At 69.0% G+C, this 24,500-nt stretch carries 26 protein-coding genes; 6 read left to right on the top strand and 20 right to left on the bottom strand.

Annotation, left to right across the window (positions count from 1 at the left end; genetic code table 11):
• Window positions 1–109: 109 nt before the first annotated feature.
• Complete coding sequence (locus ACLJRM_RS14580; RefSeq protein ID WP_101606465.1) at window positions 110–1,135, bottom strand: 6-phosphofructokinase; 1,026 nt, start codon at window positions 1,133–1,135, stop codon at window positions 110–112.
• A 283-nt stretch (window positions 1,136–1,418) separates the two neighbouring features.
• Here ACLJRM_RS14580 and ACLJRM_RS14575 point away from each other — a divergent pair, with 283 nt between their 5' ends.
• On the top strand, window positions 1,419–2,495 hold the full coding sequence (locus ACLJRM_RS14575) for a 3-deoxy-7-phosphoheptulonate synthase (protein WP_410663228.1): 1,077 nt from the start codon (window positions 1,419–1,421) through the stop codon (window positions 2,493–2,495).
• Between the two features lie 81 nt (window positions 2,496–2,576).
• Here ACLJRM_RS14575 and ACLJRM_RS14570 read toward each other — a convergent pair whose 3' ends face one another.
• Together ACLJRM_RS14570 and ACLJRM_RS14565 are read right to left on the bottom strand one after the other, a co-directional pair.
• Entirely contained in the window at window positions 2,577–3,062 is a 486-nt protein-coding gene (locus ACLJRM_RS14570; protein ID WP_101606463.1) for a polyadenylate-specific 3'-exoribonuclease AS, read from the bottom strand.
• A gap of 20 nt (window positions 3,063–3,082) precedes the next feature.
• Complete coding sequence (locus ACLJRM_RS14565) at window positions 3,083–3,844, bottom strand: lysophospholipid acyltransferase family protein (protein WP_101606462.1); 762 nt, start codon at window positions 3,842–3,844, stop codon at window positions 3,083–3,085.
• A gap of 214 nt (window positions 3,845–4,058) precedes the next feature.
• Here ACLJRM_RS14565 and ACLJRM_RS14560 point away from each other — a divergent pair, with 214 nt between their 5' ends.
• From ACLJRM_RS14560 to ACLJRM_RS14550, 3 genes are read left to right on the top strand one after another with little or no spacing between them, the layout of a single operon-like run.
• Window positions 4,059–4,829, top strand: a complete 771-nt coding sequence (locus ACLJRM_RS14560; RefSeq protein ID WP_101606461.1) for an alpha/beta hydrolase — start codon at window positions 4,059–4,061, stop codon at window positions 4,827–4,829.
• Window positions 4,826–5,374 carry a hypothetical protein gene (locus tag ACLJRM_RS14555; protein WP_101606460.1) on the top strand — a complete coding sequence of 183 codons (549 nt, stop codon included), beginning with the start codon at window positions 4,826–4,828 and terminating at the stop codon, window positions 5,372–5,374. The genes ACLJRM_RS14560 and ACLJRM_RS14555 overlap by 4 nt, the downstream gene beginning before the upstream one ends.
• A 20-nt stretch (window positions 5,375–5,394) precedes the next feature.
• On the top strand, window positions 5,395–6,537 hold the full coding sequence (locus ACLJRM_RS14550) for a glutamate--cysteine ligase (protein WP_101606459.1): 1,143 nt from the start codon (window positions 5,395–5,397) through the stop codon (window positions 6,535–6,537).
• Here the strand turns inward: ACLJRM_RS14550 and ACLJRM_RS14545 are convergent.
• The 7 genes from ACLJRM_RS14545 to ACLJRM_RS14515 are packed head-to-tail and all read right to left on the bottom strand — an operon-like array spanning window position 6,534 to window position 11,646.
• On the bottom strand, window positions 6,534–7,397 hold the full coding sequence (locus tag ACLJRM_RS14545) for an NUDIX domain-containing protein (RefSeq protein WP_410663227.1): 864 nt from the start codon (window positions 7,395–7,397) through the stop codon (window positions 6,534–6,536). The genes ACLJRM_RS14550 and ACLJRM_RS14545 overlap by 4 nt on opposite strands.
• A gap of 4 nt (window positions 7,398–7,401) precedes the next feature.
• Window positions 7,402–8,361: an ROK family protein gene (locus ACLJRM_RS14540; protein ID WP_101606457.1), complete on the bottom strand. Its 960-nt coding sequence runs from the start codon at window positions 8,359–8,361 to the stop codon at window positions 7,402–7,404.
• Between the two features lie 16 nt (window positions 8,362–8,377).
• Window positions 8,378–8,800 carry a hypothetical protein gene (locus tag ACLJRM_RS14535; protein WP_410663226.1) on the bottom strand — a complete coding sequence of 141 codons (423 nt, stop codon included), beginning with the start codon at window positions 8,798–8,800 and terminating at the stop codon, window positions 8,378–8,380.
• Window positions 8,797–9,939, bottom strand: a complete 1,143-nt coding sequence (locus ACLJRM_RS14530) for an ArsA family ATPase (protein ID WP_101606455.1) — start codon at window positions 9,937–9,939, stop codon at window positions 8,797–8,799. The genes ACLJRM_RS14535 and ACLJRM_RS14530 overlap by 4 nt, the downstream gene beginning before the upstream one ends.
• Before the next feature lie 15 nt (window positions 9,940–9,954).
• Entirely contained in the window at window positions 9,955–10,395 is a 441-nt protein-coding gene (locus ACLJRM_RS14525; protein WP_101606454.1) for an SRPBCC family protein, read from the bottom strand.
• 27 nt (window positions 10,396–10,422) lie between these two features.
• Complete coding sequence (locus tag ACLJRM_RS14520) at window positions 10,423–11,211, bottom strand: metallophosphoesterase (protein ID WP_101606453.1); 789 nt, start codon at window positions 11,209–11,211, stop codon at window positions 10,423–10,425.
• Window positions 11,212–11,235: 24 nt separating this feature from the next.
• Window positions 11,236–11,646 carry a polyketide cyclase / dehydrase and lipid transport gene (locus tag ACLJRM_RS14515; RefSeq protein ID WP_233224250.1) on the bottom strand — a complete coding sequence of 137 codons (411 nt, stop codon included), beginning with the start codon at window positions 11,644–11,646 and terminating at the stop codon, window positions 11,236–11,238.
• A 126-nt stretch (window positions 11,647–11,772) separates the two neighbouring features.
• On the opposite strand from ACLJRM_RS14515, the gene ACLJRM_RS14510 reads away from it, so the two are divergent.
• Window positions 11,773–13,569 carry an AMP-dependent synthetase/ligase gene (locus ACLJRM_RS14510; RefSeq protein WP_101606451.1) on the top strand — a complete coding sequence of 599 codons (1,797 nt, stop codon included), beginning with the start codon at window positions 11,773–11,775 and terminating at the stop codon, window positions 13,567–13,569.
• A gap of 64 nt (window positions 13,570–13,633) precedes the next feature.
• Here the strand turns inward: ACLJRM_RS14510 and ACLJRM_RS14505 are convergent, their stop codons facing one another.
• From ACLJRM_RS14505 to ACLJRM_RS14495, 3 genes are all read right to left on the bottom strand, one after another.
• A complete protein-coding gene (locus ACLJRM_RS14505; protein WP_101606450.1) occupies window positions 13,634–14,734 on the bottom strand; it encodes an FAD-dependent oxidoreductase in 1,101 nt (366 codons plus the stop codon).
• Window positions 14,735–14,799: 65 nt separating this feature from the next.
• The gene (locus ACLJRM_RS14500) at window positions 14,800–15,747 is read right to left on the bottom strand and encodes a ferritin-like domain-containing protein (protein WP_101606449.1); all 948 of its coding nucleotides are present in this window, start codon (window positions 15,745–15,747) and stop codon (window positions 14,800–14,802) included.
• 87 nt (window positions 15,748–15,834) lie between these two features.
• Window positions 15,835–17,079, bottom strand: coding sequence for an aminotransferase class I/II-fold pyridoxal phosphate-dependent enzyme (locus tag ACLJRM_RS14495; RefSeq protein WP_101606448.1), 1,245 nt, complete (start codon window positions 17,077–17,079; stop codon window positions 15,835–15,837).
• Between the two features lie 190 nt (window positions 17,080–17,269).
• Here ACLJRM_RS14495 and ACLJRM_RS14490 point away from each other — a divergent pair, with 190 nt between their 5' ends.
• Window positions 17,270–17,785 (top strand): hypothetical protein, encoded by a 516-nt coding sequence (locus ACLJRM_RS14490; RefSeq protein WP_410663225.1) that lies wholly within the window; start codon window positions 17,270–17,272, stop codon window positions 17,783–17,785.
• On the opposite strand, the gene ACLJRM_RS14485 is transcribed toward ACLJRM_RS14490, so the two are convergent.
• Genes ACLJRM_RS14485 through ACLJRM_RS14455 form a run of 7 tightly spaced genes read right to left on the bottom strand, consistent with a single transcriptional unit; the run spans window position 17,786 to window position 24,451 of the window.
• Window positions 17,786–18,280: a hypothetical protein gene (locus ACLJRM_RS14485; protein WP_101606446.1), complete on the bottom strand. Its 495-nt coding sequence runs from the start codon at window positions 18,278–18,280 to the stop codon at window positions 17,786–17,788.
• Complete coding sequence (locus ACLJRM_RS14480) at window positions 18,277–18,765, bottom strand: hypothetical protein (RefSeq protein WP_101606445.1); 489 nt, start codon at window positions 18,763–18,765, stop codon at window positions 18,277–18,279. The genes ACLJRM_RS14485 and ACLJRM_RS14480 overlap by 4 nt, the downstream gene beginning before the upstream one ends.
• Complete coding sequence (locus ACLJRM_RS14475; protein WP_410663224.1) at window positions 18,765–20,000, bottom strand: MCE family protein; 1,236 nt, start codon at window positions 19,998–20,000, stop codon at window positions 18,765–18,767. The genes ACLJRM_RS14480 and ACLJRM_RS14475 overlap by 1 nt, the downstream gene beginning before the upstream one ends.
• On the bottom strand, window positions 19,997–21,202 hold the full coding sequence (locus ACLJRM_RS14470; protein WP_410663223.1) for an MCE family protein: 1,206 nt from the start codon (window positions 21,200–21,202) through the stop codon (window positions 19,997–19,999). The genes ACLJRM_RS14475 and ACLJRM_RS14470 overlap by 4 nt, the downstream gene beginning before the upstream one ends.
• On the bottom strand, window positions 21,199–22,389 hold the full coding sequence (locus ACLJRM_RS14465; RefSeq protein ID WP_410663222.1) for an MCE family protein: 1,191 nt from the start codon (window positions 22,387–22,389) through the stop codon (window positions 21,199–21,201). Before ACLJRM_RS14465 ends, ACLJRM_RS14470 begins: the two co-directional genes overlap by 4 nt.
• Window positions 22,386–23,417 (bottom strand): MCE family protein, encoded by a 1,032-nt coding sequence (locus tag ACLJRM_RS14460; RefSeq protein ID WP_410663221.1) that lies wholly within the window; start codon window positions 23,415–23,417, stop codon window positions 22,386–22,388. Before ACLJRM_RS14460 ends, ACLJRM_RS14465 begins: the two co-directional genes overlap by 4 nt.
• On the bottom strand, window positions 23,414–24,451 hold the full coding sequence (locus tag ACLJRM_RS14455; RefSeq protein ID WP_101606441.1) for an MCE family protein: 1,038 nt from the start codon (window positions 24,449–24,451) through the stop codon (window positions 23,414–23,416). The genes ACLJRM_RS14460 and ACLJRM_RS14455 overlap by 4 nt, the downstream gene beginning before the upstream one ends.
• Between the last annotated feature and the right edge of the window lie 49 nt (window positions 24,452–24,500).

Here is a 24,500-nt window from a genome sequence, read left to right as displayed (position 1 = left end):
ATCCCCCGGGTGGCCGATTCAACTCGCCGCGAGGGCGGGGCCGCAAGGAAAGTGAAGGCCCCTTACCCGAGCTCAGCACAAAGTAAGGGGCCTTCTCCTGTAACACAGCTCAGCCGAAGAAGACCTCGGCCTCTTCGTACCGCTCGGCCGGGACGGTCTTCAGTTCGGCGGTCGCTTCGGAGAGCTTGACGCGGACGATGTCCGTGCCGCGCAGCGCGACCATCACGCCGAAGTCACCGTCGGCCACGGCGTCGACGGCGTTGAGGCCGAACCGGGTGGCGAGCACGCGGTCGTACGCCGTCGGGGTGCCGCCGCGCTGGACGTGCCCGAGCACGACCGCGCGGGACTCCTTGCCGGTGCGGGCGGCGATCTCGTCGGCCAGCCAGGTGCCGATCCCGCCGAGCCGGACGTGCCCGAAGGCGTCCTTTTCGCCGGTGAGCAGCTTCTCCTCGCCGCCTTCGGGCAGCGCGCCCTCGGCGACGACGATGATCGGCGCGAACTCCTTCTCGAAGCGGCGCTCGACCCACGAAACGACCTGGTCGACGTTGAAGTGCCGCTCCGGCACCAGGATCACGCTCGCGCCGCCGGCGAGGCCGGAGTGCAGCGCGATCCAGCCCGCGTGCCGCCCCATGACCTCGACGACCAGGGCGCGGTGGTGCGACTCGGCCGTGGTGTGCAGCCGGTCGATGGCCTCGGTGGCGATCGAGACCGCCGTGTCGAAGCCGAAGGTGTAGTCCGTGGCGCCGAGGTCGTTGTCGATCGTCTTGGGCACCCCGACGACGCCGATGCCGTCGTCCGTGAGCCGCTTCGCGACGCCGAGGGTGTCCTCGCCGCCGATCGCGATCAGCGCGTCGACCTGCTGCTCGGCGAGGACGGCCTTGATCTTGTCCACGCCGCCGTCGACCTTGTACGGGTTGGTCCGCGAGGAGCGCAGGATCGTGCCGCCGCGGGTGAGGATGTCCTCGACGTCGTTCAGGCCGAGCGGGCGGCTGTCCCCGGTGAGGGGACCGTTCCAGCCGTTGCGGAACCCGACGAGGTCCCAGCCGTGCACCTCGATGCCCTTGCGCACCACAGCGCGGATCACCGCGTTGAGTCCCGGGCAGTCGCCACCGCCGGTCAGCACACCGACACGCATCAGAAGCCTCCGTCTTGTGTTCCGTAGAGATGACAGTCACATGTCCCGACGCCAGGGTAGCGGCAGTTCTCTGGATCGGTGCAGGGCGGACCACCTCGGGAATCGGTACACGTCACGGGATGTGCTAGCTTGGCGTCGTGCAGCGCTATTTCTGGTTTACGAAGCCGGCCCCGGGTGGGCACGGCGGCGTGAACCTGCGCTGACTTCCACCCCGAGCCGGAATCACACCGGCTCGGCAAGTTTCCGCGGGTCGGTATCCCTTTCGAAAGGAACCAGACCCGCGATGTCTCCCTCCGCTGACACCCTGATCGCCCTCGACGGGCACCGCACGGCGGCCATCAACCCGCTGCTGTCGCCCGCGATGCTGCGGCACGAGCATCCGATGACCGCGGAAACCGCCGATACCGTCCTAGCCGGGCGGGCCTCGGCCGTCGACATCCTCGACGGCCGGGACGACCGGCTCCTCGTCGTCGTCGGGCCCTGCTCGGTGCACGACGCGGACGCCGCGCTCGACTACGCCCGCCGCCTCGCCGCCAAAGCCGAAGAACACCGCCGCGACCTGCACATCGTCATGCGCGTCTACTTCGAGAAGCCGCGGACCACGCTCGGCTGGAAGGGCCTGATCAACGACCCCGGCCTCGACGGCACCTACGAGGTCAACCAGGGCCTCCGGATGGCGCGCAAACTGCTGCTCGACATCTCCGCGCTCGGCCTGCCGGTCGGCTGCGAATTCCTCGACCCGATCACCCCGCAGTTCATCTCCGACACCGTGACCTGGGGTTCCATCGGCGCGCGGACCGCGGCGAGCCAGGTGCACCGGCAGCTGTGCAGCGCGCTGTCGATGCCCGTGGGGATCAAGAACTCGACCGAGGGCGACGTCCAGGTCGCCGTCGACGCCACCCGCGCGGCCGGCGCGAGCCACGTGTTCGCCGGGATCAACCCCGACGGGCTCGCCGCGCTGATCACCACCGCGGGGAACGAGGACTGTCACGTCATCCTGCGCGGCAGCTCCGCCGGCCCGAACTACGACGCCGCGACCGTGGCCGACACGCTGGCTCGGCTGGCGAAGTCGGGGCTGCCGGAGCGCGTGATCATCGACGCGAGCCACGGCAACAGCGCGAAGGACCACGTGCGCCAGGCCTCGGTCGTCCGCGAACTCGCCGGGCGGATCAGTGGCGGTGAGCGGGGCATCGCGGGCCTGATGCTGGAAAGCTTCCTGGTGGCCGGGCGGCAGGACCTGAAGCTGGGCTCGGCTTCGTCGCTGGCCTACGGGCAGTCGATCACGGACGCCTGCCTGGGCTGGGACACGACGGCCGAGCTGCTGGACTCGCTGGCCGAGGCCGTCGACGCGCGGCGGTGAGTGCTGGGTCAGGTGCGCTATGAAAGGCCCGTTACTTGCAAAATTTGCAAGTAACGGGCCTTTCATAGCGCGCGCGACAGATCAACGCTGCCAGTAGGACTCGATGGTTCCCCACCGCTGGAAGTTGTGCCGCGCGTCCGCCAGCGCGTCGTGCTGGTCGTCCGGAGCCGCCGGGAGCTTCGGCTTGCCCGCGTCCTCCCAGCGTTGCCGCAGGTCACGCGTGAATCGCGGCAGCTGGCGCGGCAGCGCGGGCATCGGCCCCCACAGCTGCGCCAGGGCGACGTGGTCGTAGGCGGCGAACCAGGCCCACAGTTCGATCCCGCCGGGCGGCTTGCCGAAGAACTCGAGCAGGTCCGTACGGATCTTCTCGCGGCTGCGCCACGCCGGGTCGGCGGGCGACGGGAGTTTCGGGAGCACGTTGTCGCGGACCCAGGGGCCCGCTTTGCCGGGGTCGAAATCGGTCGAGACCGCGTAGAACTCGCGGCCTCTTTCGTCCACGACACCGATCGACACCAGGTCGATCGTCACGCCGTCCTCAATGAATTCGGTGTCGTAGAAAAAGCGCACCGGAGAACCCTAGTGGGCGCTCAGCCGACCTTGGTGTCCGGGATGCGGGCGACGTCCTTGGCGGACGGCTGCGCGGGCACCTTCGGCCGGATCCCCGCCTCTTCGGCGGCGAGCAGTTCCTTCGCCTTGGCGGCGTAGATGTCGACGTATTCCTGGCCGGAGAGCTCCATGAGCGCGTACATGATCTCGTCGGTGATGGACCGCTCGATGAAGCGGTCGCCGGCGAGGCCCTCGTAGCGCGAGAAGTCGAGCGGCTTGCCGAACCGGATCTCGAGGCGGCGCGGCCACCACATCTTCGAGCCGATCGGGTTCACCTTGTCGGTGCCGACCATGGCCACCGGGACCACGAGGCCGCCGGAGTCGAGCGCGATCCGCGCGACGCCGGTCTTGCCCTTGTACAGCCGTCCGTCCGGGGAGCGGGTGCCCTCGGGGTAGATGCCGAGCAGATGCCCTTCGCGGACCAGCCGGGTCGCGGTGTCGAGCGCGGCCTGCGCCGCGTTGCCGCCGGAGCGGTCGATCGGGAACTGGCCGACGCCGGTGAAGAACCACTTCTTCAGCAGGCCCTTGAGGCCCTTCTCGGTGAAGTACTCCGATTTGGCCGGGAAGGTCACCTTGCGCTTGACCCGCAGCGGCATGAAGAAGGAGTCCGCCACCGCCAGATGGTTGCCCGCGAGGATCACGCCACCGTCGTCGGGGATGTTCTCCGCACCGACCACCTTGGTGGGCCACAGCGCCTTGAGCAGTGGCCCGATAAACACGTGTTTCATGAGCCAGTACAGCACTGCGAAAACTCCTCCTTGCAGCTCAACCCCCGCGCCCGATGGTCAAGACTACGAATCGCGCACCCGCGGCACAACGAAGTCCACCCGGTTACCCGCACCCAGCGACGGATCTCACACCCGATCCGGCTCGATTCCGGCGACGGCCGGGGGCCCACAAGCCGCTCCGCTCGTGCGAACATAGTAGACCTACCCAGCTCTCACGGAAGGCGATCGCATGGCCGTCCTCGCCGGCGCGGAACCGTTCGCTCACACCGGTTCGACCGAAGCAGGTTTCCTGCTGTGCCACGGATTCACCGGCACCCCCGCGAGTATGCGGGCCTGGGGCGATCATCTGGCCGAGGCCGGGTACACGGTGCGCTGCCCGCTGCTCCCCGGTCACGGGACCAGGTGGCAGGACATGAACCGGACAGGATGGGAAGACTGGTACGGCGCGGTCCGTGAAGAACTGCTGGCACTCCTGTCGACCTGTGACTCGGTGTTCGTCGCCGGGTTGTCGATGGGCGGGACGCTGACCCTGCGGCTGGCCGAGGAGTTCGGCGACCGGATCGCCGGGATCGTGCTCGTGAACCCCTCGATCATGCGCCGCGGGCTGGACACGAAGCTGCTTCCGCTGCTGGCGAACATGGTGCCGTCGGTGAAGGCGATCGCGAACGACATCGCGAAGCCGGGCGAGACCGAATTGGCCTACCCCCGCACCCCGGTCCGCGCGGCCGCGAGCCTGGCGAAGCTGTGGGCCGTCGTACGGCCGGACCTGGCCAAGGTCACGCAGCCCGTGCTGCTGCTCCACTCGGCCGTCGACCATGTGGTGGAGCCGGAGAACTCGCGGATCATCCTCGACGGGATCGGCAGCGGGGACGTCACCGAGGTGGTGCTGGAAAACAGCTTCCACGTCGCGACCCAAGACCACGACGCAGGCCTGATCTTCACGCGTACGGTGGACTTCGCCCGGTCCGTGCGCCGGGCGGGACAGGTGGACGCCGGATGAGCAGGGGCAAGGACGGGCCGGAGGACGTCGACGCGACGTTCGCCGAGATCGTGGCCGACCTCCGCGCGGAGGGCGTCGGGCTGTTCCCCGAGGGCGAACTCGAGAAGCCCGCCGGGAAGGCCACCGAAAAGGCCGAGAAATCCGAGACGGCCGAGAAGCCTGAGAAGGCTGAAAGGTCCTCGGAGAAGACACCCCGGCCCGAGACCTCGGAAGCCGAGCCCGAACCGGGCTGGCGAGGTGGCGGCACCAGCTGGGACAAGACCCTCTTCGAGGGCGACCCCGCCGGCTCGAGCGACGACGAGGGCCACTTCGTGCCGCCCGAGCCGCCTCCCCTGCCGCGGCCGCGCAAGGGCGCGTTCATCGTCCTGCTGTTCTTCTTGCTCGGGCTCCTGCTCCTGATCGCGCCCACCCTGATCGGCATGGGCACGCGCCTCGGCACGCCGCTCGGCATCCTCGCCCTCGCGACCGCGATCGCGCTCCTCCTGCTGCGGGTCCGCCAGGGGCCGCCCCCCGGCGCGGATCCGCACAACGGCGCGCAGGTCTGAACTGCCGGACAATTCCGAACATGAAGATCGACTTCACTCCCTCGCGCCGGTCGACGGTCGGCGCGGAATGGGAACTCGCCCTCGTCGACCGGCGGACCGGTGAACTCTCGTCGGTCGCGGAACAGGTGCTCGACGCCGTCCGTCCCGACGGCGAGGAGGAGCATCCGAAGATCAAACAGGAGCTGCTGCTCAACACCATCGAGGTGATCAGCGGCATCTGCGACACGATCGCCGAGGTCAAAGCGGATCTGAACGAGTCGCTGGACGTCGTGCATTCGGTGCTCGATCCGCTGGGCGTGGAGCTGTTCTCGGCCGGTTCACATCCGTTCTCGACGTGGTACCAGCAGAAGGTCACCGACAAGGAGCGATACGCCAAGCTCATCGACCGGACCCAGTGGTGGGGACGGCAGATGCTGATCTACGGCGTCCACGTGCACGTCGGTCTCGACCACCGCGACAAGGCCCTGCCGATCCTGGACGCGCTGCTGAACTACGCGCCGCACCTGCAAGCGCTTTCGGCGTCCTCGCCGTACTGGGGCGCGGAGGACACCGGATACGCGTCGAACCGCGCGCTGATGTTCCAGCAGTTGCCGACGGCGGGGCTGCCGTTCCAGTTCCGGAAGTGGACCGAGCTGGAGAGCTACGTCGACGACATGTTCACCACGGGCGTGATCGACCACTTCTCCGAGATCCGCTGGGACATCCGGCCCGCCCCGCATTTCGGGACGATCGAGATGCGCGTGTGCGACGGGCTGCCCACGCTGGAGGAGGTCGGCGCGATCTCGGCGCTGACCCAATGCCTGGTCGACGACTTCAGCGCGCGCCTGGACGACGGCGAGATCCTGCCGACCCTGCCGCCGTGGCACGTCCAGGAGAACAAGTGGCGCGCGGCGCGCTACGGCGTCGACGCGATCGTCATCCTCGACGCCGCGGGCAACGAGCGGCCCGTCACCGAAGACACCTTCGACCTGTTGAACCGGCTCGAACCGGTGGCCCGGCGCCTGGACTGCGCCGACGAGCTGCGGTCGGTGGAGACGATCCTGCGCTACGGGCCCAGCTACCTGCGTCAGCGCGCGGTGGCGAAGCAGTACAACGGCAGCCTGCGCGCCGTCGTCGCCTCGCTCATCGCGGAGATGCGGGACGGAAAGATCGCGCGCCCCTAGCCGAGGTGCGCCAAGAGGGTGCCGGGGCCGAGGGTGGAGGCGCCCAGGGCCTCGACGCGGGAACGCAGTTCCCGATCGGCGGTCACGACGATGACGTGGTCTTCCGGTCCTTCGGCGCGAGCGGACCGGGCGACGGCGACGATCTGGGAGTCCCCGTCCGTCTCGGCGTCGACGACCTCGACACCGGGCACCGCTTCGACTCCCCGTGCCTTGCCCTCGACGACCAGCACGACCTTCGGCCACCAGGACCACTCGCCGCCGCCGGGGAGCGCCGGATCGGCGAACCCGGTCCCGGCCAGGGTCGCGAGCTTGTCGCGCAACCGTTCCGCGGCACCGCGCCGGTCGCGCCACCAGCCGTCCGGCCGCGATCCGACGACGTTCGCGCCGTCGACCACCAGCACCAGCCTGCGATCCAAGTGTTCCCTCAATCCCGGCCACGCCGTCGCGAAGTCCCGGTGCAGGCGGAAGTCCGCGACCTCGCCCGCGCGGACCCACCGCAGTTCCGCGCTCTCCGCGTTCTTCACCCTGGCCGAAAGCGTGCCGATCGGCGCGGCCAGGATCGTGGTGTAGCGCCAATTCCCGTGGTCGACGAGCGAAGCCGCCAGCGGACGGACCCGGGCGGGCGGGATGTCGGCCTCTTCGTGCGCCTCACGGGTGGCGGCCTCACGCGGGCTCTCCCCCGCCTCGACCGCTCCCCCTGGCAACGCCCACGTGCGCCCGTGATGCACCCACCAGGCCCGGCGTTGCAGCAGCACACCGCGCGCGGGATCGGACAGCAGTAACCCGGCGGCGCCGTTCAGGCCCCAGTGAAGATGCCCGAAGTCGCACTTCACGAAGCCGTTGCCGTCTTGACGGGTCACGGCTTCAGCCTGTCACACCGACCTCGGCGCCGGGAGCCTTCGCCGCGTCGACGGCGAGGGCCGCGGCGCCGACGATGGCGGTGTCGTCCCCGTGCTGGGCCGCGCGGATCCGGGCCAGCGGCCGGTGCCCGGCGCCGGTGATCTTGCCCGCGTAGTGCTCGCGCGCCTCGTCGAGGAACAGCGGCGCCGATTCGGACACCCCGCCGCCGATCACGATGATCTCGGGATCGAAGACGTCGGCGACCAGCGCCAGTCCCTCGGCCAGCCACTTCGCCAGTTCGGTCATCGCGCGCTGGGCGATCGGGTCGCCGTCGCGGGCGGCACCGGCGACCCGCCGCCCGGTGACCGAGCCGGGGTCTCCCCTGGTCTCGCGCGCCAGCACGGTCGAGCGCCCCGGGTGCCGCGCGAGCAGTTCCACCGCCGTCGCGGCCAAGGCCGTCCCGCTGCAGTACCGCTCCCAGCAGCCGTACTTCCCGCACGGGCAGGCCCGCCCGCCGGGGACGACGGTCAGGTGCCCGAGTTCCGGCGCGACACCGTACGCGCCCCGGTAGATCTTGCCGTCGAGCAGCAGGCCCGCGCCGATCCCGGTACCGAGCGCGATCAGCGCGGCGACATGGGCTCCTCGCGCGGCGCCGAAGCGGTACTCGCCGATCGCGGCGGCGTTCACGTCGTGCTCGAGGGTGACGGGAAGGCCGACGCGCTTCTCGATCCGCTCCGCGACCGGCGCGGCCCGCCAGGACAGATGCGGCGCGAACATCACCGTCCGCCGGTCGTTGGCGACGAACCCGGCGACCGCGAGCCCGACACCGGAGACGTCGTGCCGGTTGCGGAGGTCTTCGATGACCCCCGCGATGGCGTCTTCGAGCGCGTTCTCCTCGCCGGGGGTACCCACCCTGGCGGTGTCCATCAGCGAGCCGTGCTCGTCCACCACGCCGGCGCGCACACTCGTGCCCCCGACGTCCACCCCTACCGTCAGCAACTCAGTTCTCCCGGTCCGGCTGCCAAGCGTCGCGCCTGGTCACCGTGATGTGCTGGACCCGCGAAGCTCCCACCGGCGCATCTTCCCGCGCGGGCTCCTTCCGCGCAGGCTGGAACCCCGGCATGTGGACCCCGCCCTCGGGCTCCCAGCGGTCCGCGAGCACCGCCCGCAGCAACGCGACGAGCTGCGCGGCCTGTTCCATCAGGTGTGCCACGAACTCGGGCCGCTCACCGCGGAAGATCCCGACGACCGCGCAGAGCGGGCACCAGCCGCCGTCGGTCTCGTGTTCCGAGCAGCCGTGCCCGGCGGAGATCAGGCCTTCCAGCCACGGCGCGGCGTGCTCGACGACCAGTTCGACCAGCAGCCGGATCTCTTCGGCCAGTTTCAGGCCGTCTGTCCGTGTTCGTCCGTCGTTCTCGCTCACCCGGGTCCCCGGTTCCCGGCCAGGCTCACGACCAGGCCGTGCGCGTCGGATTCCGCACCGGTGATCCGGCACGGGCGCAACATCTCCGGCAGCGCGATCAGCCGCCGGAAACCGTCCACGGTGACGGCGAGATCATCGTCCACTCTGGCCAGGTCCACTTCGGATTCCCGGTGCAACGGCACGGCGATCCGCAGCCGGTAGCCACCGTCCGATTCGGACACCTGCAGGAGCGGGGTGACACCCTTTTCGTTTCCGGCCAAGGGGTCCAGGCCTTGATACAGCTCGTACGCGATTTCCTGCAGCGCCTCGAGCCCCACCGGCTCGACGGCGCGGTGCTCGACGGGCTTCACCTGTCCGGGTCCGAAGCCGGCGTCGGCGAGTTCGGCGAGGACGGCGTTCTGCTGCGTTCGCCGCGTCCGCATCCACGAGGCCGCGGCACCGCGCCAGAACCCGGGCGCGGGCATCAGCCGGTTGACGATCAGGCCGTCGACCAGGATCCCGCGCAGGGCCAGGGAACTGAGCGTGCGGCGGGCCTCCGCGACGACGACGCGTTCCGGTGTCAGCACGAGCCGCACGGTGGTCGTGGCCGGATCGGTGAGCAGGGTGCGCAGCGACTCCAGGTGCGCGCCGAGGCGCCGTACCGCGGTCGCCGTCCGCCGCGCGCCCGGTTTGAACATCCGCGTCAGATAACCCGAGACGGCCTCGGGCAAAGCCAGCAGGCGCAGTGTTTCCGCGGTCGGCCCGCAGTCGACGACGACCGTCTCCCAGGGACCGTGCTCGGCGAGACGCTGGACCTCGGTGAGGGCGAGGAGTTCGTCGACACCGGGAACGACAGTGAGCTCTTCAGCGTCGAGCGAGTCGAGACCCGCCCCCGCGAGCGCCGTCTGCAGTTCCTGCCGGAGTTCGCGCCAGGTGCTGTCGACGAGACCGCGGGTGTCGATCTGGGCGGCGTGTAAAAGCTCGTCCACTTCGGACGGTTCCGCGCCGAGCGCGCGGCCGAAGGCGTCAGCGAGGGAGTGCGCGGGGTCGGTCGAGACGACGAGCGTCTTCCTGCCCCGCCCGGCGAGTGCCGCCGCCGTGGCCGCGGCCAGCGTGGTCTTGCCGACACCCCCCTTGCCGGTGAAAAGCAGGATCCGCATGCCTACCCTTCGAACTCAGGATGCTTCGGCGCGCTTCTTGAGCTCCTTGAGCGCGGTGTCCATGACCATCTTCTCGGCCTTGCGGCGCAGCAGCCCGATCATCGGCAGCGCCAGCTCGACGGACAGCGTATACGTCACCTTGGTGCGGCCGGCGCCCAGCGCTTCGAGCGCGTAGCGGCCGTTCTGGGCCTTCTGCATCTGCCCCTTGACCAGGTGCCAGCTGACGCCCTGGCCGTCAGCGTCCCAGTCGTACTCGAGGGTGTAGACGTCCTTGATCGGTCCGGCGTCGAGGGTGAGTTTCACCTGCTTGGCGCGGCCCTTGTCGTCCTCGCCGAGCACCTCGGTCTCCCGGACGGCCTTGGCCCATTCCGGGTACGCGGGAAAGTCGGCGATGACGGCCATGACCCGCTCGGGCTCGGCGTCGACCTCGATGGATTGCGTGGACTGCTCGGCCATGCCCCGAACTCTAGCCGCAGCCGAGGGTCACCAGCGCAGCACGTACGGCTGTGCCGTCTCTTTGAAGTGACCGACGTTACGGCATTCGGTCCTGCCGAGCCTCGTCCGCGAGGCCAGCGGCTGGTGGACGTGCCCGAACACCGACCAGCGCGGCCGCTGCTCGCGGATGAGGTCCACCAGGGCCGCCGACCCGATCTCGGACCGCCGCGCGATCACGTCGTAGGTCAGTTCCGGGATGGCGGGCGGGATGTGGGTGCACAGGACGTCGACGTTCTCGAGCGCGCCGACCGCGGTGTCGTACTCCTCGCGGGTGCGCAGATACGGCCGCCAGAAGCCGTTGCGGCGCGGGACCACGTTCGGCGGGAGCAGCGCGCCGCCGATGAACCCGAAGCGCAGCCCGCCGAACTCGGCGACCTCGCCGTCGAGGACCTGGATGCCGTCGCCGGCGAACTCGGGCCACAGTGACGGGTCGTCGACGTTGCCGGGGGTCGCGTACGTCGGCGCGGTGAGGGCGCCGAACAGAACGGCGTACTGATCGAGGATCGCTTCGCCGACGGCGGCCGCCGGATCGGCCAAAGTGGCCCACAAGGATCGCGAGAAGGCAACGGTCTCATCACGAGTGCCCTCACGCCGCAGCCGCGCGAACTCGCCGACCTTCTCGGCGCCGAACAGGGCGCCCATGATCCCTTTGTCGTGCTCGCGGTAGTCGACGAAGTCCAGCAGGTCGCCCAGCACGATCAGCGCGTCGGCGCCGTCCCCCGCGCGTTTGAGCGCGTCGGCGTTGCCGTGCACGTCCGACACCACGTGAACCCGCATGCTCTCCCCTGTGTTCGCCCGTGCCTAGTCGGCGCGTGGCCCTACTCCAGGCTCGCGCCCGTCCTCCAGGACTTCCTTGAGCCCGAGCGCGATCGCCTTGGCGGCACGGGCCCTGCGATCGAACTCCCGCCGCAGGTCCCGGGGTTCCAGCGCGCGCGGCTCCCCGTCCGGACCGGCGGGAGTGGCACGCAGGAAGTAGTGCAGCAAAGTGCCGTCGAGCACCGGCTCGAGCCAGACTTCCATGGTACCGATCAAGGCACCGCGCACCGTCCAGCGCAATCCTTCGTCCCCGCGGTCGGTGTAGACCTCGAGAACGAGGTCCGGCCAGTAACGTGACCAAGATCGCGGATCGGCGAAGGCGGCGGCGACGGTGGAGGGCGGGACCACGAGAAAGGTCTCGTCAACGATGTCGAGAGCTGGCGGCGCCTGGTTCACACGCGGCAGAATGTCATGCCCTCGGTATGGCCGATTCGTCAGCATGGTCTTAAGGTGCACGGCACGCTAAGTTGACTGGCGGGTAACACCGGTCACACCACTTGCACGCGAACACGGAGGTTCCTCGTGCGCGAATACAGCGCCCCCGCCGCCAATCCGGTGACCGACGACGAGAACCTCGCGGACGTCGTCTGGGCGAACGCCGAGCGGTTCTCCGATGTCGTGAGTTTCCGCCGCCAGGTCGACGGAACCTGGTTGGACGTCACCGCCAAGGACTTCGCCGCCCAGGTTCTCGCCGTGGCCAAGGGAATGGCACAGGCGGGCATCGCACCGGGCGACCGGATCGGGCTCATGTCCAAGACCCGCTACGAATGGACCCTGATCGACTTCGCGATCTGGGCCGCCGGCGCGGTCACCGTCCCGATCTACGACACCTCTTCGGCCGAGCAGGTCCACTGGATCCTTTCGGACTCGGCGGCGAAGGGCGTGTTCGTCGAGACCGACGAACACCTCGCGACGCTGGAATCCGTCAAGGGGCGCCTCGACACGCTGGAGCACACCTGGCAGATCGAGGCCGCCAAGCCGGCCGTCGACGACCTCACCGCCCAGGGCGCCGAGCTGAGCGACGACGACCTGCACGAGCGCCGCCGCACGGTGAAGGCGGGCGATCTGGCCACGATCGTGTACACGTCGGGCACCACCGGCCGCCCCAAGGGCGTCGAGCTGACCCACCGGAACCTCCTGGCCGAGATCCGCGCCGACATCGCCGCGTTCCCGCAGCTGATGGAGCAGGGCAACTCGCTGCTGGTGTTCCTGCCGCTCGCGCACGTCCTGGCCCGCGCCATCGCGGTGACGGCGCTCAGCGCGCGCGTGACCCTCGGGCACACCTCGGACGTCAAGAACCTCGTCGCCGACCTCGGCACCTTCCGGCCGACGTTCGTCGTCGCGGTGCCGCGCGTGTTCGAGAAGGTCTACAACGGCGCGAAGCAGAAGGCCCACGGTGACGGCAAGGGCAAGATCTTCGACGCCGCCGAAGCCACCGCTGTCGCCTACAGCCAGGCTCAGGACACCGGCGGCGCCGGGCTGGGCCTCAAGGTCAAGCACGCGCTGTTCGACAAGCTCGTCTTCAGCAAGCTGCGCGCGGCGCTGGGCGGCCGGTGCGTCGCCGCGGTGTCCGGCGGTGCCCCGCTCGGCGTGCGGCTGGCGCACTTCTTCCGCGGCATCGGCGTCCCGGTGTTCGAAGGCTACGGCCTGACCGAGACCTCCGCCGCGGCCTGCGTCGGCACCCAGGACGGGTTCCGCGTCGGCACCGTGGGACGGCCGGTCGCCGGGACCTCGGTGCGGATCGCCGACGACGGCGAGATCCTGCTCAAGGGCGACGTCGTGTTCAGCGGCTACTTCAACAACGCCGAAGCGACCGCGGAAGCGCTGGAGGACGGCTGGTTCCACACCGGCGACATCGGCGAACTGGACCGCGACGGATTCCTCAAGATCACCGGGCGCAAGAAGGAGATCATCGTGACGGCGGGCGGCAAGAACGTCGCCCCGTCCGGCCTCGAGGACACCATCAAGTCCAGCCCGCTGATCAGCCAGGCGATGGTGGTCGGCGACCAGCGGCCGTTCATCGGCGCGCTGATCACCATCGACGAGGAGTACTTCCCGTCGTGGAAGTCGCAGCACGGCAAGCCTTCCGACGCCACGGTGTCGGATCTGGCCGGTGACGCCGAACTGCGCGCCGAGGTCCAGCAGGCCGTCGATCAGGCCAACAGCGCGGTTTCGCAGGCCGAGGCGATCAAGAAGTTCACGATCCTCTCGAAGGACTTCACCGAGGCCGGTGGCGAGATCACGCCGAGCCTGAAGCTGAAGCGCAACATCGTGAACAAGAACTACGCGACCGACATCGAAGCGCTGTACAAGAAGTAGGCCAGCTGACTCGTGAGTGGTAAGGACGATTCCAACCGTCCTTACCACTCACGAGGTCGGTCGCTCACTCGGCCGGGATCTTCGCGTCCCACTCGATGTGGTGCTGATAGAGCCAGTTCCGGTCCCGGTCGGGCGTCGTCCCCGACGACACCGCCGCGCTACCCGCCACCAGCTTCTCCACCCGCGCCCGCCGCAGCCGCTCGTAAGCGGCGAAAGCCGTTGGCACGTCAGGAAGATCCCGCAAGCACTGCGCCAGCACGACACTGTCTTCTAGCGCCATCGACGCGCCCTGCCCCGCGGCGGGCGAGGCCGCGTGCGCCGCGTCCCCCACGAGCACCATCGACGCGTTGGACCACACCGGCGTCGAAGGCACGTCGTAAGAGTGACCGCCGAAGACGTCGTCCCCCGTCGACTGGATGATTTCCGCGGCGGGCAACGGTTCCCCGTCGAAAGCGGCGAAGGCCGTCGAGCGCCATTCAGCGGCCGACAGACCGGTTCGCACTCCTTCGGCCGTGGGAAGCCGGGCGAACCAGTACGTCGAACCGTCGGGAGCACTGGTGTAGCCGAAGAAAGCGTGCAGGCTCTGGATCATCCGATAGAGCGACGGCGCCTGCGGGACACTCGTATCGGTCGTGTAGCCGTAGACGACGTCGAGGCCGGTCGAGCGCGGTGGCGGGCACGACGGGTCGATGAGGTTCCGGACGACCGACCGCAGGCCGTCGGCGCCGATCAGGATGTCGCCCTCGGCCGCGGTCCCGTCCTCGAAGCGAGCGACACCGGGCGTGGCCGAAACAAGCCTCTTCCCGCGCTCGAACGTGATCCCGCGCGAGATGGCTTCCTCTTGCAGCGCCCGGTAGAGCGCCGCGCGGGTCAGCGTCCGGGGTCCGGCGAGACCGTCGACGTCGAAGGAACGCCGCTCGACGGTCCGCCCGTCCGGCGTGACGAGTTCCAGACCGGCCGCGGCGAAGGAGTTCTCGATCACCGGTCCGTCGGCACCGATCGCGCGCAGGGCGTCCATGCCGTTGTGCATGAGCGTCAGGAACGCGCCCGCGTCCTCGCCGCCGGACTGGAACGCCTCGTGGACGCTCGCGTCGATTCCGGCCCGCCGCAACGCCATCGCGGTCACCGTGCCGGAGATACCGCCACCGATGATCACAGCCTTCACCGCAACCCCCCTCCTCGTGTCGCCGTCACCCGACGGTACCGGGAAACGGCGACACGACAGAGGGGTCACGCGCCGCCGCTGGCCACGATGTCGCCGTTCACTCCCTTGGGGAAGAACCCGCCCTCCTTCACCGGGCCCGGGTTCAGGTAGACGACGTTCAGCACCCTGTCGGCGCTCCGGCCGAAGCAGATGCCGTTGTTGTCGGCGGGCACGATGTTGGCCTGGTTGCCGAGCACGATGCCCTGGTCGGCGTCACCGGGACCGTCGAGGGCGTCGCGGGCGTTGGAGATCTTGGCCGCCGCGTCGCCGAGGTCCCGGTCGAACAGCGACGTCCGGATGGTGGCGGCGTGGTACGCCTCGGCGGCCAGGATGCCGGCGGCCGCGTCCAGGAAGGTCTTGTTGGTGATCAGCGGGGCGGCGCCCTTGTACGCCGTCACGCCGACGTCCTCGAACAGGAACGCCGCGAGCAGGAAGTTCTTCTCGTTGGCGAACGGGTCGAACTGCTGGTACTCGCTGATCAGCCCGGCCGCCCGCGCCGCGGCGGTGAAGCTGTCCTTGAGGTCGATCTCCGGGCGGGAGACGGCGGCCTCGCCCAGGGCGCCGCGCAGGAACTTGACGTGCGCGACCTCGTCGCCCGCGATCTCCTTCGCGAACTGGTGCAGCGCCTTGTCGTGGAACATCACCTTCTTGCCGCCGCGCACCCCGCCCTGGGTGCCGACGCCGCCGGTGATGTCGTCCGGCAGTCCTTTGCCGTAAACGGCGAAGGAGTAGAACTCGGCTTCGAGGTACTCGAGGTTGAGCGCGAAGTTGAGCACGGCCGCGTCGCTGGGGGCGCCCGCGGCGGCAGCGGCGTCACCCGTGGCCGAAGCGGACGACGTGGCCTGTACCCCGAGGTAGGTCGCGCCGACGACACCGAGCCCCGCCGCGCCTGCGGCCTTCAAGAACCGGCGGCGATCCGTGCGGTTCTCGGCGCTGCGCGAAATCAGGGTACGAACGAAGGGCTTTCCGAACACGAGTGGTTCCTCTCGTCTTTGCGGTGCACACCCACCCACTCGGACGTTCGGAACCACCCGTGACCCGGATTGGAAAAGATCTCGGAATTATTTCTTCGTAGCCGCGGCAAGGCGAACGCAGACCGCGAGGCCGCGGATCGCCTCTTCGACTTCGGCCAGCTCAGGGTACGTCGGGGCGATGCGGATGACGGCGTCTTCGGGGTCGTCGCCGTACGGGTGCGTCGCACCGGCCGGGGTCAGGGCGATGCCCGCCTCCTTGGCCAGCCGCACGACCTCCTTGGCGGTCCCGGACGGCACGGTCAGCGAGATGAAGTACCCGCCGGTCGGCTTGGTCCAGGACGCGAGGCCCGATTCGCCCAGCTCCTTGGTGAGGATCTCGTCGACGGCCGCGAACTTCGGCCCGATGAGCCCGGCGTGCTTGCGCATGTGCTCGCGGACGCCGTCCTCGTCACGCAGGAACTGCGCGTGCCGGAGCTGGTTGACCTTGTCCGGGCCGATGGTCCGCTTGCCGATGAGGCCGGTCCACCAGGCCAGGTTGGCCTCGGAGGCGCCGAAGAAGCCGACGCCGCCACCGGCGTAGGTCACCTTCGAGGTGGAACCGAAGACGAACACGCGGTCGGCGTTGCCCGCTTCCGCGGCCAGCGCGAACAGGTCCGCCAGCGGCACCTCGACGTCGGTGAGGTGGTGCACGGCGTAGGCGTTGTCCCAGAAGATCCGGAAGTCCGGGGCGGCCGTGGTCATCGCGGCCAGCCGGCGCACGGTGTCGTCGCTGTAGGTGACGCCGGTCGGGTTGCTGTACTTCGGCACGCACCAGATGCCCTTGACCGCGGCGTCCTCGGCGACGAGGCGCTCGACGACGTCCATGTCCGGGCCGGTCTCGGTGAGCGGCACCTGGACCAGCTCGATGCCGAAGCGCTCGGCCAGCGCGAAGTGGCGGTCGTAACCCGGGACCGGGCACAGGAACTTGACGCTCGCCTCGTCGGCCCAGCGGCGCTCGGCGCCCGGGAGCTTGCTGAGGAAGGCCTGCACGATCGAGTCGTGCATGAGCTCCAGGCTGGAGTTGCCCGCGGCCAGCAGCTGCTCGGCCGGGACCTGCAGCGGCCCGGCGAAGATGCGGCGAAGCTCGGGCAGGCCCTTGAGGCCGCCGTAGTTGCGGACGTCCGTGCCGTCCTCGGCCTTGCGCACATCTCCGGGGAGGGCGAGCAGTCCGTCGGCGAGGTCCAGCTGGCGGGGGGACGGCTTGCCGCGGGTGATGTCCAGGGAGAGGCCACGGTCGACGAGGGCCGCGTAGTCGCGGCGGGCGCTCTCGACATCGACAGGTGCAGTGGTCATGCCTAACGCTAAACCCGGCGGCGTCCGGCGTGAGACGAGGGTCGCCCAACGACGGCCCGCACAAGATCCGATAACGGTTCCGGCGCGTTTTCCGATATCGGTAACAGGGACAAGTCCTCTAGTGAGCCGGGCGCTTTTCTCGCATTCTCGGGTAATACGAACGAAAAGACGAGAAACGAGGGGCCTGGCAATGAGAGCGAAGAACTGGGCGGCTTTGACGATAATGGCCGCGGGCGGACTGGCCGCGTGCGCGACACCGAATCAGGGCACGGCGACTCCCGTCGTCGCACTGGCCGCTCCCACGAGCACGATCGTGGTACAGCCACCGGTGGTCGCGGCCCCGCCACAGACGGTTTATGCCGCGCCACCGACGACACGGACGATCTATCCCGCACCCGCACCCGCGCCCGCGATTCCGGTGGCACAGACGGTGATCGCCTACTACGACGCGATCAACCGGGGTGATTTCTCCACCGCGTGGAGTCTCGGCGGGCAAAAGCTGGCCAAAGGCGGCACTCTCGCCTCCTACGCCAAGGGATACGCGACGACTTCGTGGGCCGCTCTCACCGTGACGAGCGTGAGCGGCAACACCGTGTACGTCGATCTTTCGGCCCGGCAGACCGATGGTTCGCTACGCACTTTTTCCGGTTCTTACACCGTTTCCAACGGTGCCATCACCAGCGCGAACATGAAGCGGATCTCGTGATCACAGCGCGGTCAGCTGTGAGATCTTCCACCGGCCGTCGATCCGGACAGCGGTGACCGAAAGCTGGGAGACCGACGACTGCGGAGCGCCCCCGCCCGCGGCGATCGTCTGCTGGTCGAGGAACAACAGCACTTCCGCCTGGTCGCCGCGCAAGGACCGGACACCGAGCGAACGAACCGTCGTCGTGCGCACCAGCTTCTGTTCTTCGGCCCGCTTGCGTGCCGAAGCGAACTGGTCCCGGTACTGCCCGGTCGCCTCGCCGGTCAGCACGTCGGCGGCGGCCCGCTCGGTCCGCACGAGGTTGCTGTAGTCGTAGGAGAAAACGGCCTTCACCCCGGCGCCGACCTGGTCCGCGACCTCGGCCGTGGCGGCCTGGTCCACCAGCGCCGCGTTGCCGTCCGAACCGAGCGAGGACGCCTGGAAGCCGAACCACACCGCGCAGCCGACGGCCAGCACGATGATCGCGACGAGGATCCGCTGCGTACGCCCGGTCATGAACCCGCCGCCTGTACCGCGCTGACCTTCCAGCCGTCTTCGACGCGCTGGTAGTCCACGGTCAGCCTGCTCACCTTGGGCGCGGCCGATCCGCCGCCGGTGCTGACCTTCACGTCCAGCACCGCCATCAGCCGCGCCGTCCCGGCGACGGCGTCGAGTTCGGTGACCGCGGCCTGCTTGAGCTTCGCGGTCGCGACGGTCTTGCCGGTGTTCGCCCGGTCGATCTGGGTCTGCCGGTCGCCGGTGAGGTCCTTGCCGAGCCGTCCGGTGGTGACGCCGAGCCAGCGGTCGACGTCCTGGGCGCCCGTGCGGTAGTCGATCGTGTTGAGCACTTCCAGCTGGCCCGACGCGGCGGCGAGGACGGCCTCCCGTTCCCGGCCGCGGGCCAGGCCGTCGTCCCCCGCGGCGCTCCACCACGACCAGCCGAACCAGGCGGCCGCGAGGACCGCCAGCGCGGCGACGACGGTCAGTGCGCGGGTGAGCATCACTTGCCGCCCAGCAGCGCGCCCAGCCCGCCCGGACCGGACCCGCTGAGCAGGCTCAGCACGCCGGGCAGCTGCGCGGATTCCGCCGCCTGAGGGGTCTGCTTCGGCCGCTCCGGTACCGCGGGCGGCTTCCCGGCATAGGGCGCGTTCTGCGAGCCTCGCACGCCTGTCGGGCTCCCCGGCGGCTCGGCGCAGTACGCCTGGGTGTTCACCGGCGCTTCGGTGGTGTCGTTGGCAGGACGCTGTTTCGTGCCCTCGTAGCCCTTCGTGCACGAGACCGGGTCGAAGAAGTTGAACACGACGCCGAGGTGCCCCGTGCCGTCCGGCGACGTCGACCGCGAGAACGCCGAGATGATCGGATACGCGACGAGGAGTTCCTCGATCGCGTCGGTGCGGGCGGAGGTGATCTGGGCGGTGGTGAGCGTGTTCGCGAACAGCACCCCGAGGTCGGTCCCCGAAACCGCCAGCACGTCGCTGATCTGGCGGCTCAGTTTGGGCGCTTCGTCGATCACGCGCCGCAGATCCGGGTCGGACGTCTTCAGCTGCGCGGCGATCGTCTTGAGCCCGCTGGAGAACTTCGTGATGTTGTCGCGCTGGCGCCGCTGGGTGTCCAGCACCGTCCGCGAGTTGGCCAGCAGGCCCTGGGTGTCGGGCAGGTATTGCGTCGCCGTCGCGGTGAGGGAACCGGTGCTGTCCAGCAGTTGCCGCAGATCCGGGCCGGCGTCGGCGAACGCCTCGTAGGTCTCGTCGACGACGGTCTTGAGCGATTCGGGCTTCACGCTCGACACCAGTTTGTCCAAATTGGACAGCACGGTGTCCGGCGCGAGCGGGATCGACGTCTTGTCCCGCTTGATGACCGACCCCTGCGCGAGGTACGGCCCGTTTTCGTGCATGGGAAGCAGATCGACGTACTGCTCCCCCACCGCCGACCGGTTCGCGACCGCGGCCTTCGTGTCCGCGGGGATCTTCGGGGCCCCCGAATCGATGTCGAGGCCGAGGTCGATGCCGTGCTCGGTGAGCGTCATCGAGGCGACCTTGCCGACCGCGACGCCGCGATAGGAGACCTCGGCGTTGACGAAGATCCCGCCGGAGTCCACGAGCTGCGCGGTGACGAGATAGCCGCGGGTGCCGAACAGCCGGTCCAGCCCGGCGTACTTGCCGCCCGCGTAGACGACCGACACCACCGCGATGACGACGAACACCGCGAGCTGGATCTTGGTCTTGCGCGTGATCACCGGCCACCTCCCAGGATCGGCCCGAGGAGCCCGCCGAGGACGCCGCCCAGCACGTCCCCTTGCGGCGTCCGGGGAGCTTGCGGCAGATCGCCGGTGGGCAGCGGCAGCACGGGCGGCGCGGCGCCGTTGTTGAACGGGATCGCGCCGGGAGTGCCGGTGCCCTGGCTCCCCGGCAGCTGGATGATCGGCTGCGACGAGTTGTTCATGTTCTCCAGGAACGTGTCCAGGTTCAGGTCGATCTTGGCTTCCACGTTCGCGTAGTCGCCCTTGATCACGTTGCCCGCGTAGTCCGGGAACGGATACGTGAGCAGGATCCGCAGCGCGGTCGGCAGGTCCTGGCCCGCCTCGGAGAGCTTCTTCAACGTCGGCTGCAACGCGCGGAGATTCGCCACCAGCGAGTCCTTGCTGGCGTTGATCGTGTCGGTCGCGACCCCGGACAGTGTGTTCAGCGACTGGAGCATGCCGACGAGCTGATCCCGTTGCTCGGTCACGACCTTGAGCCCCGGCGAGAGGTTGTCGAGTGCGTTCGTGAGGTTCTGCGTCTGGCCGACCAGGGTTTTGGACAGCTTGTCGAGGCCGTCGATGGCCCGCAGGATCTCGCCCTTGTGCCCGTCGAGTTCGGTGGCCAGCGTGTCCACTTGGGACAGCAGCGCGCGGACCTCGGCCTCGTTCCCGGTGAGCGCCTCGTTCAGCTCGTGGCTGATCTTCTGGATCTGCTCGACCCCGCCACCGTTGAGCAGCAGGGAAAGCGCGCCGAGGACCTCTTCGACCTCGGGGTTGCGGTTCGTGCGGTCCAGTGGGATCTTCGCGCCCTCGGCGAGCGCTCCTTCCGGCTTTTCGGGGGCGTGCAGGTCGACGAACTTCTCCCCCAGCAGGCTCGACTGCCGGAGCTCGGCACGCGCGTTCGCGGGGAGCGCGATGTCGCCGTTGACGACCATGCTCACCCACGCCGAGCGGGTGTCCGGCGCGAGGTCGATCTTCTCGACCCTGCCGACCGGGACGTCGTTGACCTTCACGCTCGCCTGCGGAACGAGGTCGAGCACGTCGGAGAACTGCGCGGAGAGCCGGTACGGATGGTCACCGAGGTCGGCGCCACCCGGCAGCGGGGTGTTGTACAGCCCAGAGAAACCGCCGTCGCTGCAGCCGGCCAGCACCAGGACGCCCGCCATCACCCCCGCGATCTTCTGCCGCTGCCGCCTCATTTCGGGAGCCCCTTGCTCATGACGTCGATCAGCGGGAGCGGCAGCGGCGGCAGTTCACCGCTCTGCAGCGAGGCCAAGACCTGCGGGACGGACGGGAGTTTCAGGGTGCCGTCGAGGATCGGCGCGAGCTGCTTGCAGATACCGCCCAGCGCGTCCGGGATCGGCTTGGGCGTGCTCGCGCTGATCAGGCGGCAGACGGTCAGGATCGGCGGATGCGTCAGTTCGTTCAGGTTGTCCCGCACCGCGATCGTGCCGGACGCCGCGTCGTAGGAGTTGATGAAGTTGGTCGCCCCGGTCGGCGCGATGTCGATCACCTCGGCGAGCGAGGCCCGCTGGTCCACGAGCACCTTCGTCAGCCCGGCCAGTTTGTCCACATTGGACGAGAGCAGGTCCTTGTTCTCCGCGACGAACTTCTCGACGTCGCCCATCGCCGTCGCCAGTGAGCTCAGCGCGGCGCCGACGTCGGCGGAGTCCGCGGCCAGGAACCCGCTCACGTCGGCGGCCCGGCGGTAGAACTCGTTGAGCTGTTTGTCGCTGTCGGCGAGCGCGCCGGTGAAGGAGTTCAAGTTCTGCACAGTGGTGAACAGATCGCCCTTGGACCCGTCCAGCGTCTTGGCCAGTTCGGACAGCCTCGTCACCGTCGTGTTGAGGTTCTTCCCGTTGCCGTCGAGGTTCGCCGCGGCGGTGTCGAGCACGTCGGACAGCGCGCCGTTCTTGTTGGCGCCGTTGGGTCCCAGGCTCGTCGAGAGTTTGTCGAGGCTCGTGTAGAGGTCGTCGAGTTCGGCCGGTGTCGCCGTCTTCTCCTTGGCGATCACCGTGTCCGCGGCCATTTCGGGGCCGCTCTCGTACGCCGGGGTCAGCTGGACGTACCGGTCGCTCACCAGGCTCGGCGAGACGACGACGGCTCCCGCGTCGGCCGGGATCGGGGTGCCGTCGTCGATCCGCATGTCGACCCGGACCGCTTCGCCCTGCGGCGTCACGCCGGTGATCTCGCCGACCTTCACCCCGAGCACCCGGACCGACGATCCCGCGTAGAGCCCGACGGTCTTCCCGAAGTAGGCGCTGATCCTGGTCCCGCCGGGCTCCTTGAACACCAGCCACAGACCGGCTGTCACGATCAGCACGAGGACACAGGCGAACGCGACCCAGGTGTAGACGGTGCGCCCGGTGCGGGTGTGGATGGTCATCGTCCGCCCACCCCCTGGTTCGGCGCCGCGATCGGCGGGGTGCAGCCCTCCGGGTTGACCTGGAACGCGCCCGCGATGATCGTCGGCGGCAGCAGCCCGCACAGGTAGCCTTCGAACCAGCGCCCGTTGCCGGTCGCGTTGGCGCCGACGCGCGCGAACGGCGCCATCAGCGCGAGGCTGCGGCTGAGGTTGTCCTGGTTGCGCTGCAGGATGTCGGTGACCTTCCCGAGTTTCTCCAGCGTCGGCTTCAACTGCTGCCGGTTGTCGGCGACGAGACCGGACAGCTGGGCGGAAACCTGTTGCGTGCCCTTGAGCAACGTACTGATCGCGTCCTTCCGGTTCTGCAGTTCGGCGAGCAGGAGGTTGCCGTCGTCGAGGATCCGCTTCAGCTGGGCGTTGCGATCGGACAGCGTCTTGGACACCTTGCTCGTGTTGGCCAGCAACGTCTTCAAGTCACCGTCGCGCGAGGAAACCGTCTTGGACAGGGAGGAAAGCCCGCCCAGCGCGTCCTTCAGGTATTGCGGGCTGTCCTTGAGCGCGTCGGACAGGACGGTGAAACTCGACGCCAGCTGCGCGGTGTCGATCTCGCCGACCGTGCCCGAGAGCTGCTGGAACGCGTCCTGCAGTTCGAACGGCGTCCGCGTGCGGTCGAGCCCGATGGTGGCGTTCGGATCCTGGCTCGCCTTGCCCTTCGGCGCCAGCGCGAGGAACTTCTCACCCAGCAGCGTCTTGATCTCGATCGACGCCGAGGTCGCGTCGCCGACTCTGGCGTCCTTGACCCGGAACTTCACCAGCACCTTCTTGCCCGCCAGTTCCACCGAGCTGACCTGGCCGACCTTGACCCCGGCGATCTGGACCTCGTTGTCCGGCGCCAATCCGGCCGATTCGCCGAAATACGCCGCGTACGTCGTCCCGCTGCCGAACAACGGGATCCGGTCGGAGAAGTACGTCGTCGCCGTGATCAGCACGATCAGGATGAGCGTCACCGCCCCGACCGCGGCCTGGTTGCGTTGCTTCAGCGGCTTCACGGCCCGCACCTCTCCGGTCGCTGCGTGCCGGGCAGCGGCGTGATCGGCAGTTCGATGTTGAGCGACTTGATGCCGATGCTGCCGGAGATCCCGCACAGGTAGTAGTTGAACCAGCTGCCGTAGCTCAGCGTCCTGGTGAACTTCTGCAGGTTGCCCGGCAGCACCTGCAGCAGATGGTCGAGCAGCTGTTCGGAGTCGCCGAGGTTCTGCGACAGGGCCCCGAGCTGGACGACGTCGTCCTTGAGCGCGGGCCGGGCGTCGGCGAGCAGGCCCGTCGTGGCGACGGTGAGGTCGCCCAGCGCCGTGACCGCCTCTCCGATCGGCTGCCGCTGCTCGGCGAGCCCGGTGACCAGCCGCTGGGTCTGGTCGATCAGCTCGCCCAGCTGCGGCGAGCGCTTCTCGACCGTGCCGAGCACCGTGTTGAGGTTCGCGATGACGTCACCGATGATCTTGTCCTTGCCCGCGATGGCCGACGTGACCGACGCGGTGTGCGCGAGCAGGCTGGTGATCGTGCCGCCCTCGCCCTGGAAGACCTGGATGATCTCGTAGGAGAGCTTGTTGACGTCCTCGGGGTTCAGCGCGCGGAAGAGCGGTTTGAACCCGTTGAAGAGCACGGTCAGGTTCAGCGCCGGTTTGGTGCGCTCGGGCGGGATGATCCCGCCGCGCGGCAACGACTTCTCGTCCCCGATGTCCGTGCCGAGCGAGAGGTACCGCTGCCCGACCAGGTTGCGGTACTTGATGGTCGCGGTCACCGAGGCGGGCAGCCGGTGCGTGGTCTGGACGTCGAAGTGGACCTGGGCGAAGTTCTTCTCGCCCTCCTCGACTTCGATCGCGCCGACCTGTCCGACCTTCACGCCGACGATGCGGACGTCGTCGCCCTCCTTGAGCCCGGACGCGTCGGTGAACTTGGCCGTGTAGCCCGAGGTCTCGCCGAAGTTGGTGTTCGCGATGGTGGCGCCGAGGATCGCGGTGAGCAGCACGGTGACCACGGCGAAGACGAGGATCTTGATCAGATCCGGCACGAAGGACCTCACCTGACCGCCCTCCCGCCTCGTACGGCCCGGGGCCTGAAGGACGCTTTCC

Source organism: Amycolatopsis sp. lyj-84 (assembly GCF_046549075.1).
GTDB lineage: Bacteria > Actinomycetota > Actinomycetes > Mycobacteriales > Pseudonocardiaceae > Amycolatopsis.
This window is presented reverse-complemented; position numbering and strand designations above follow the sequence as displayed.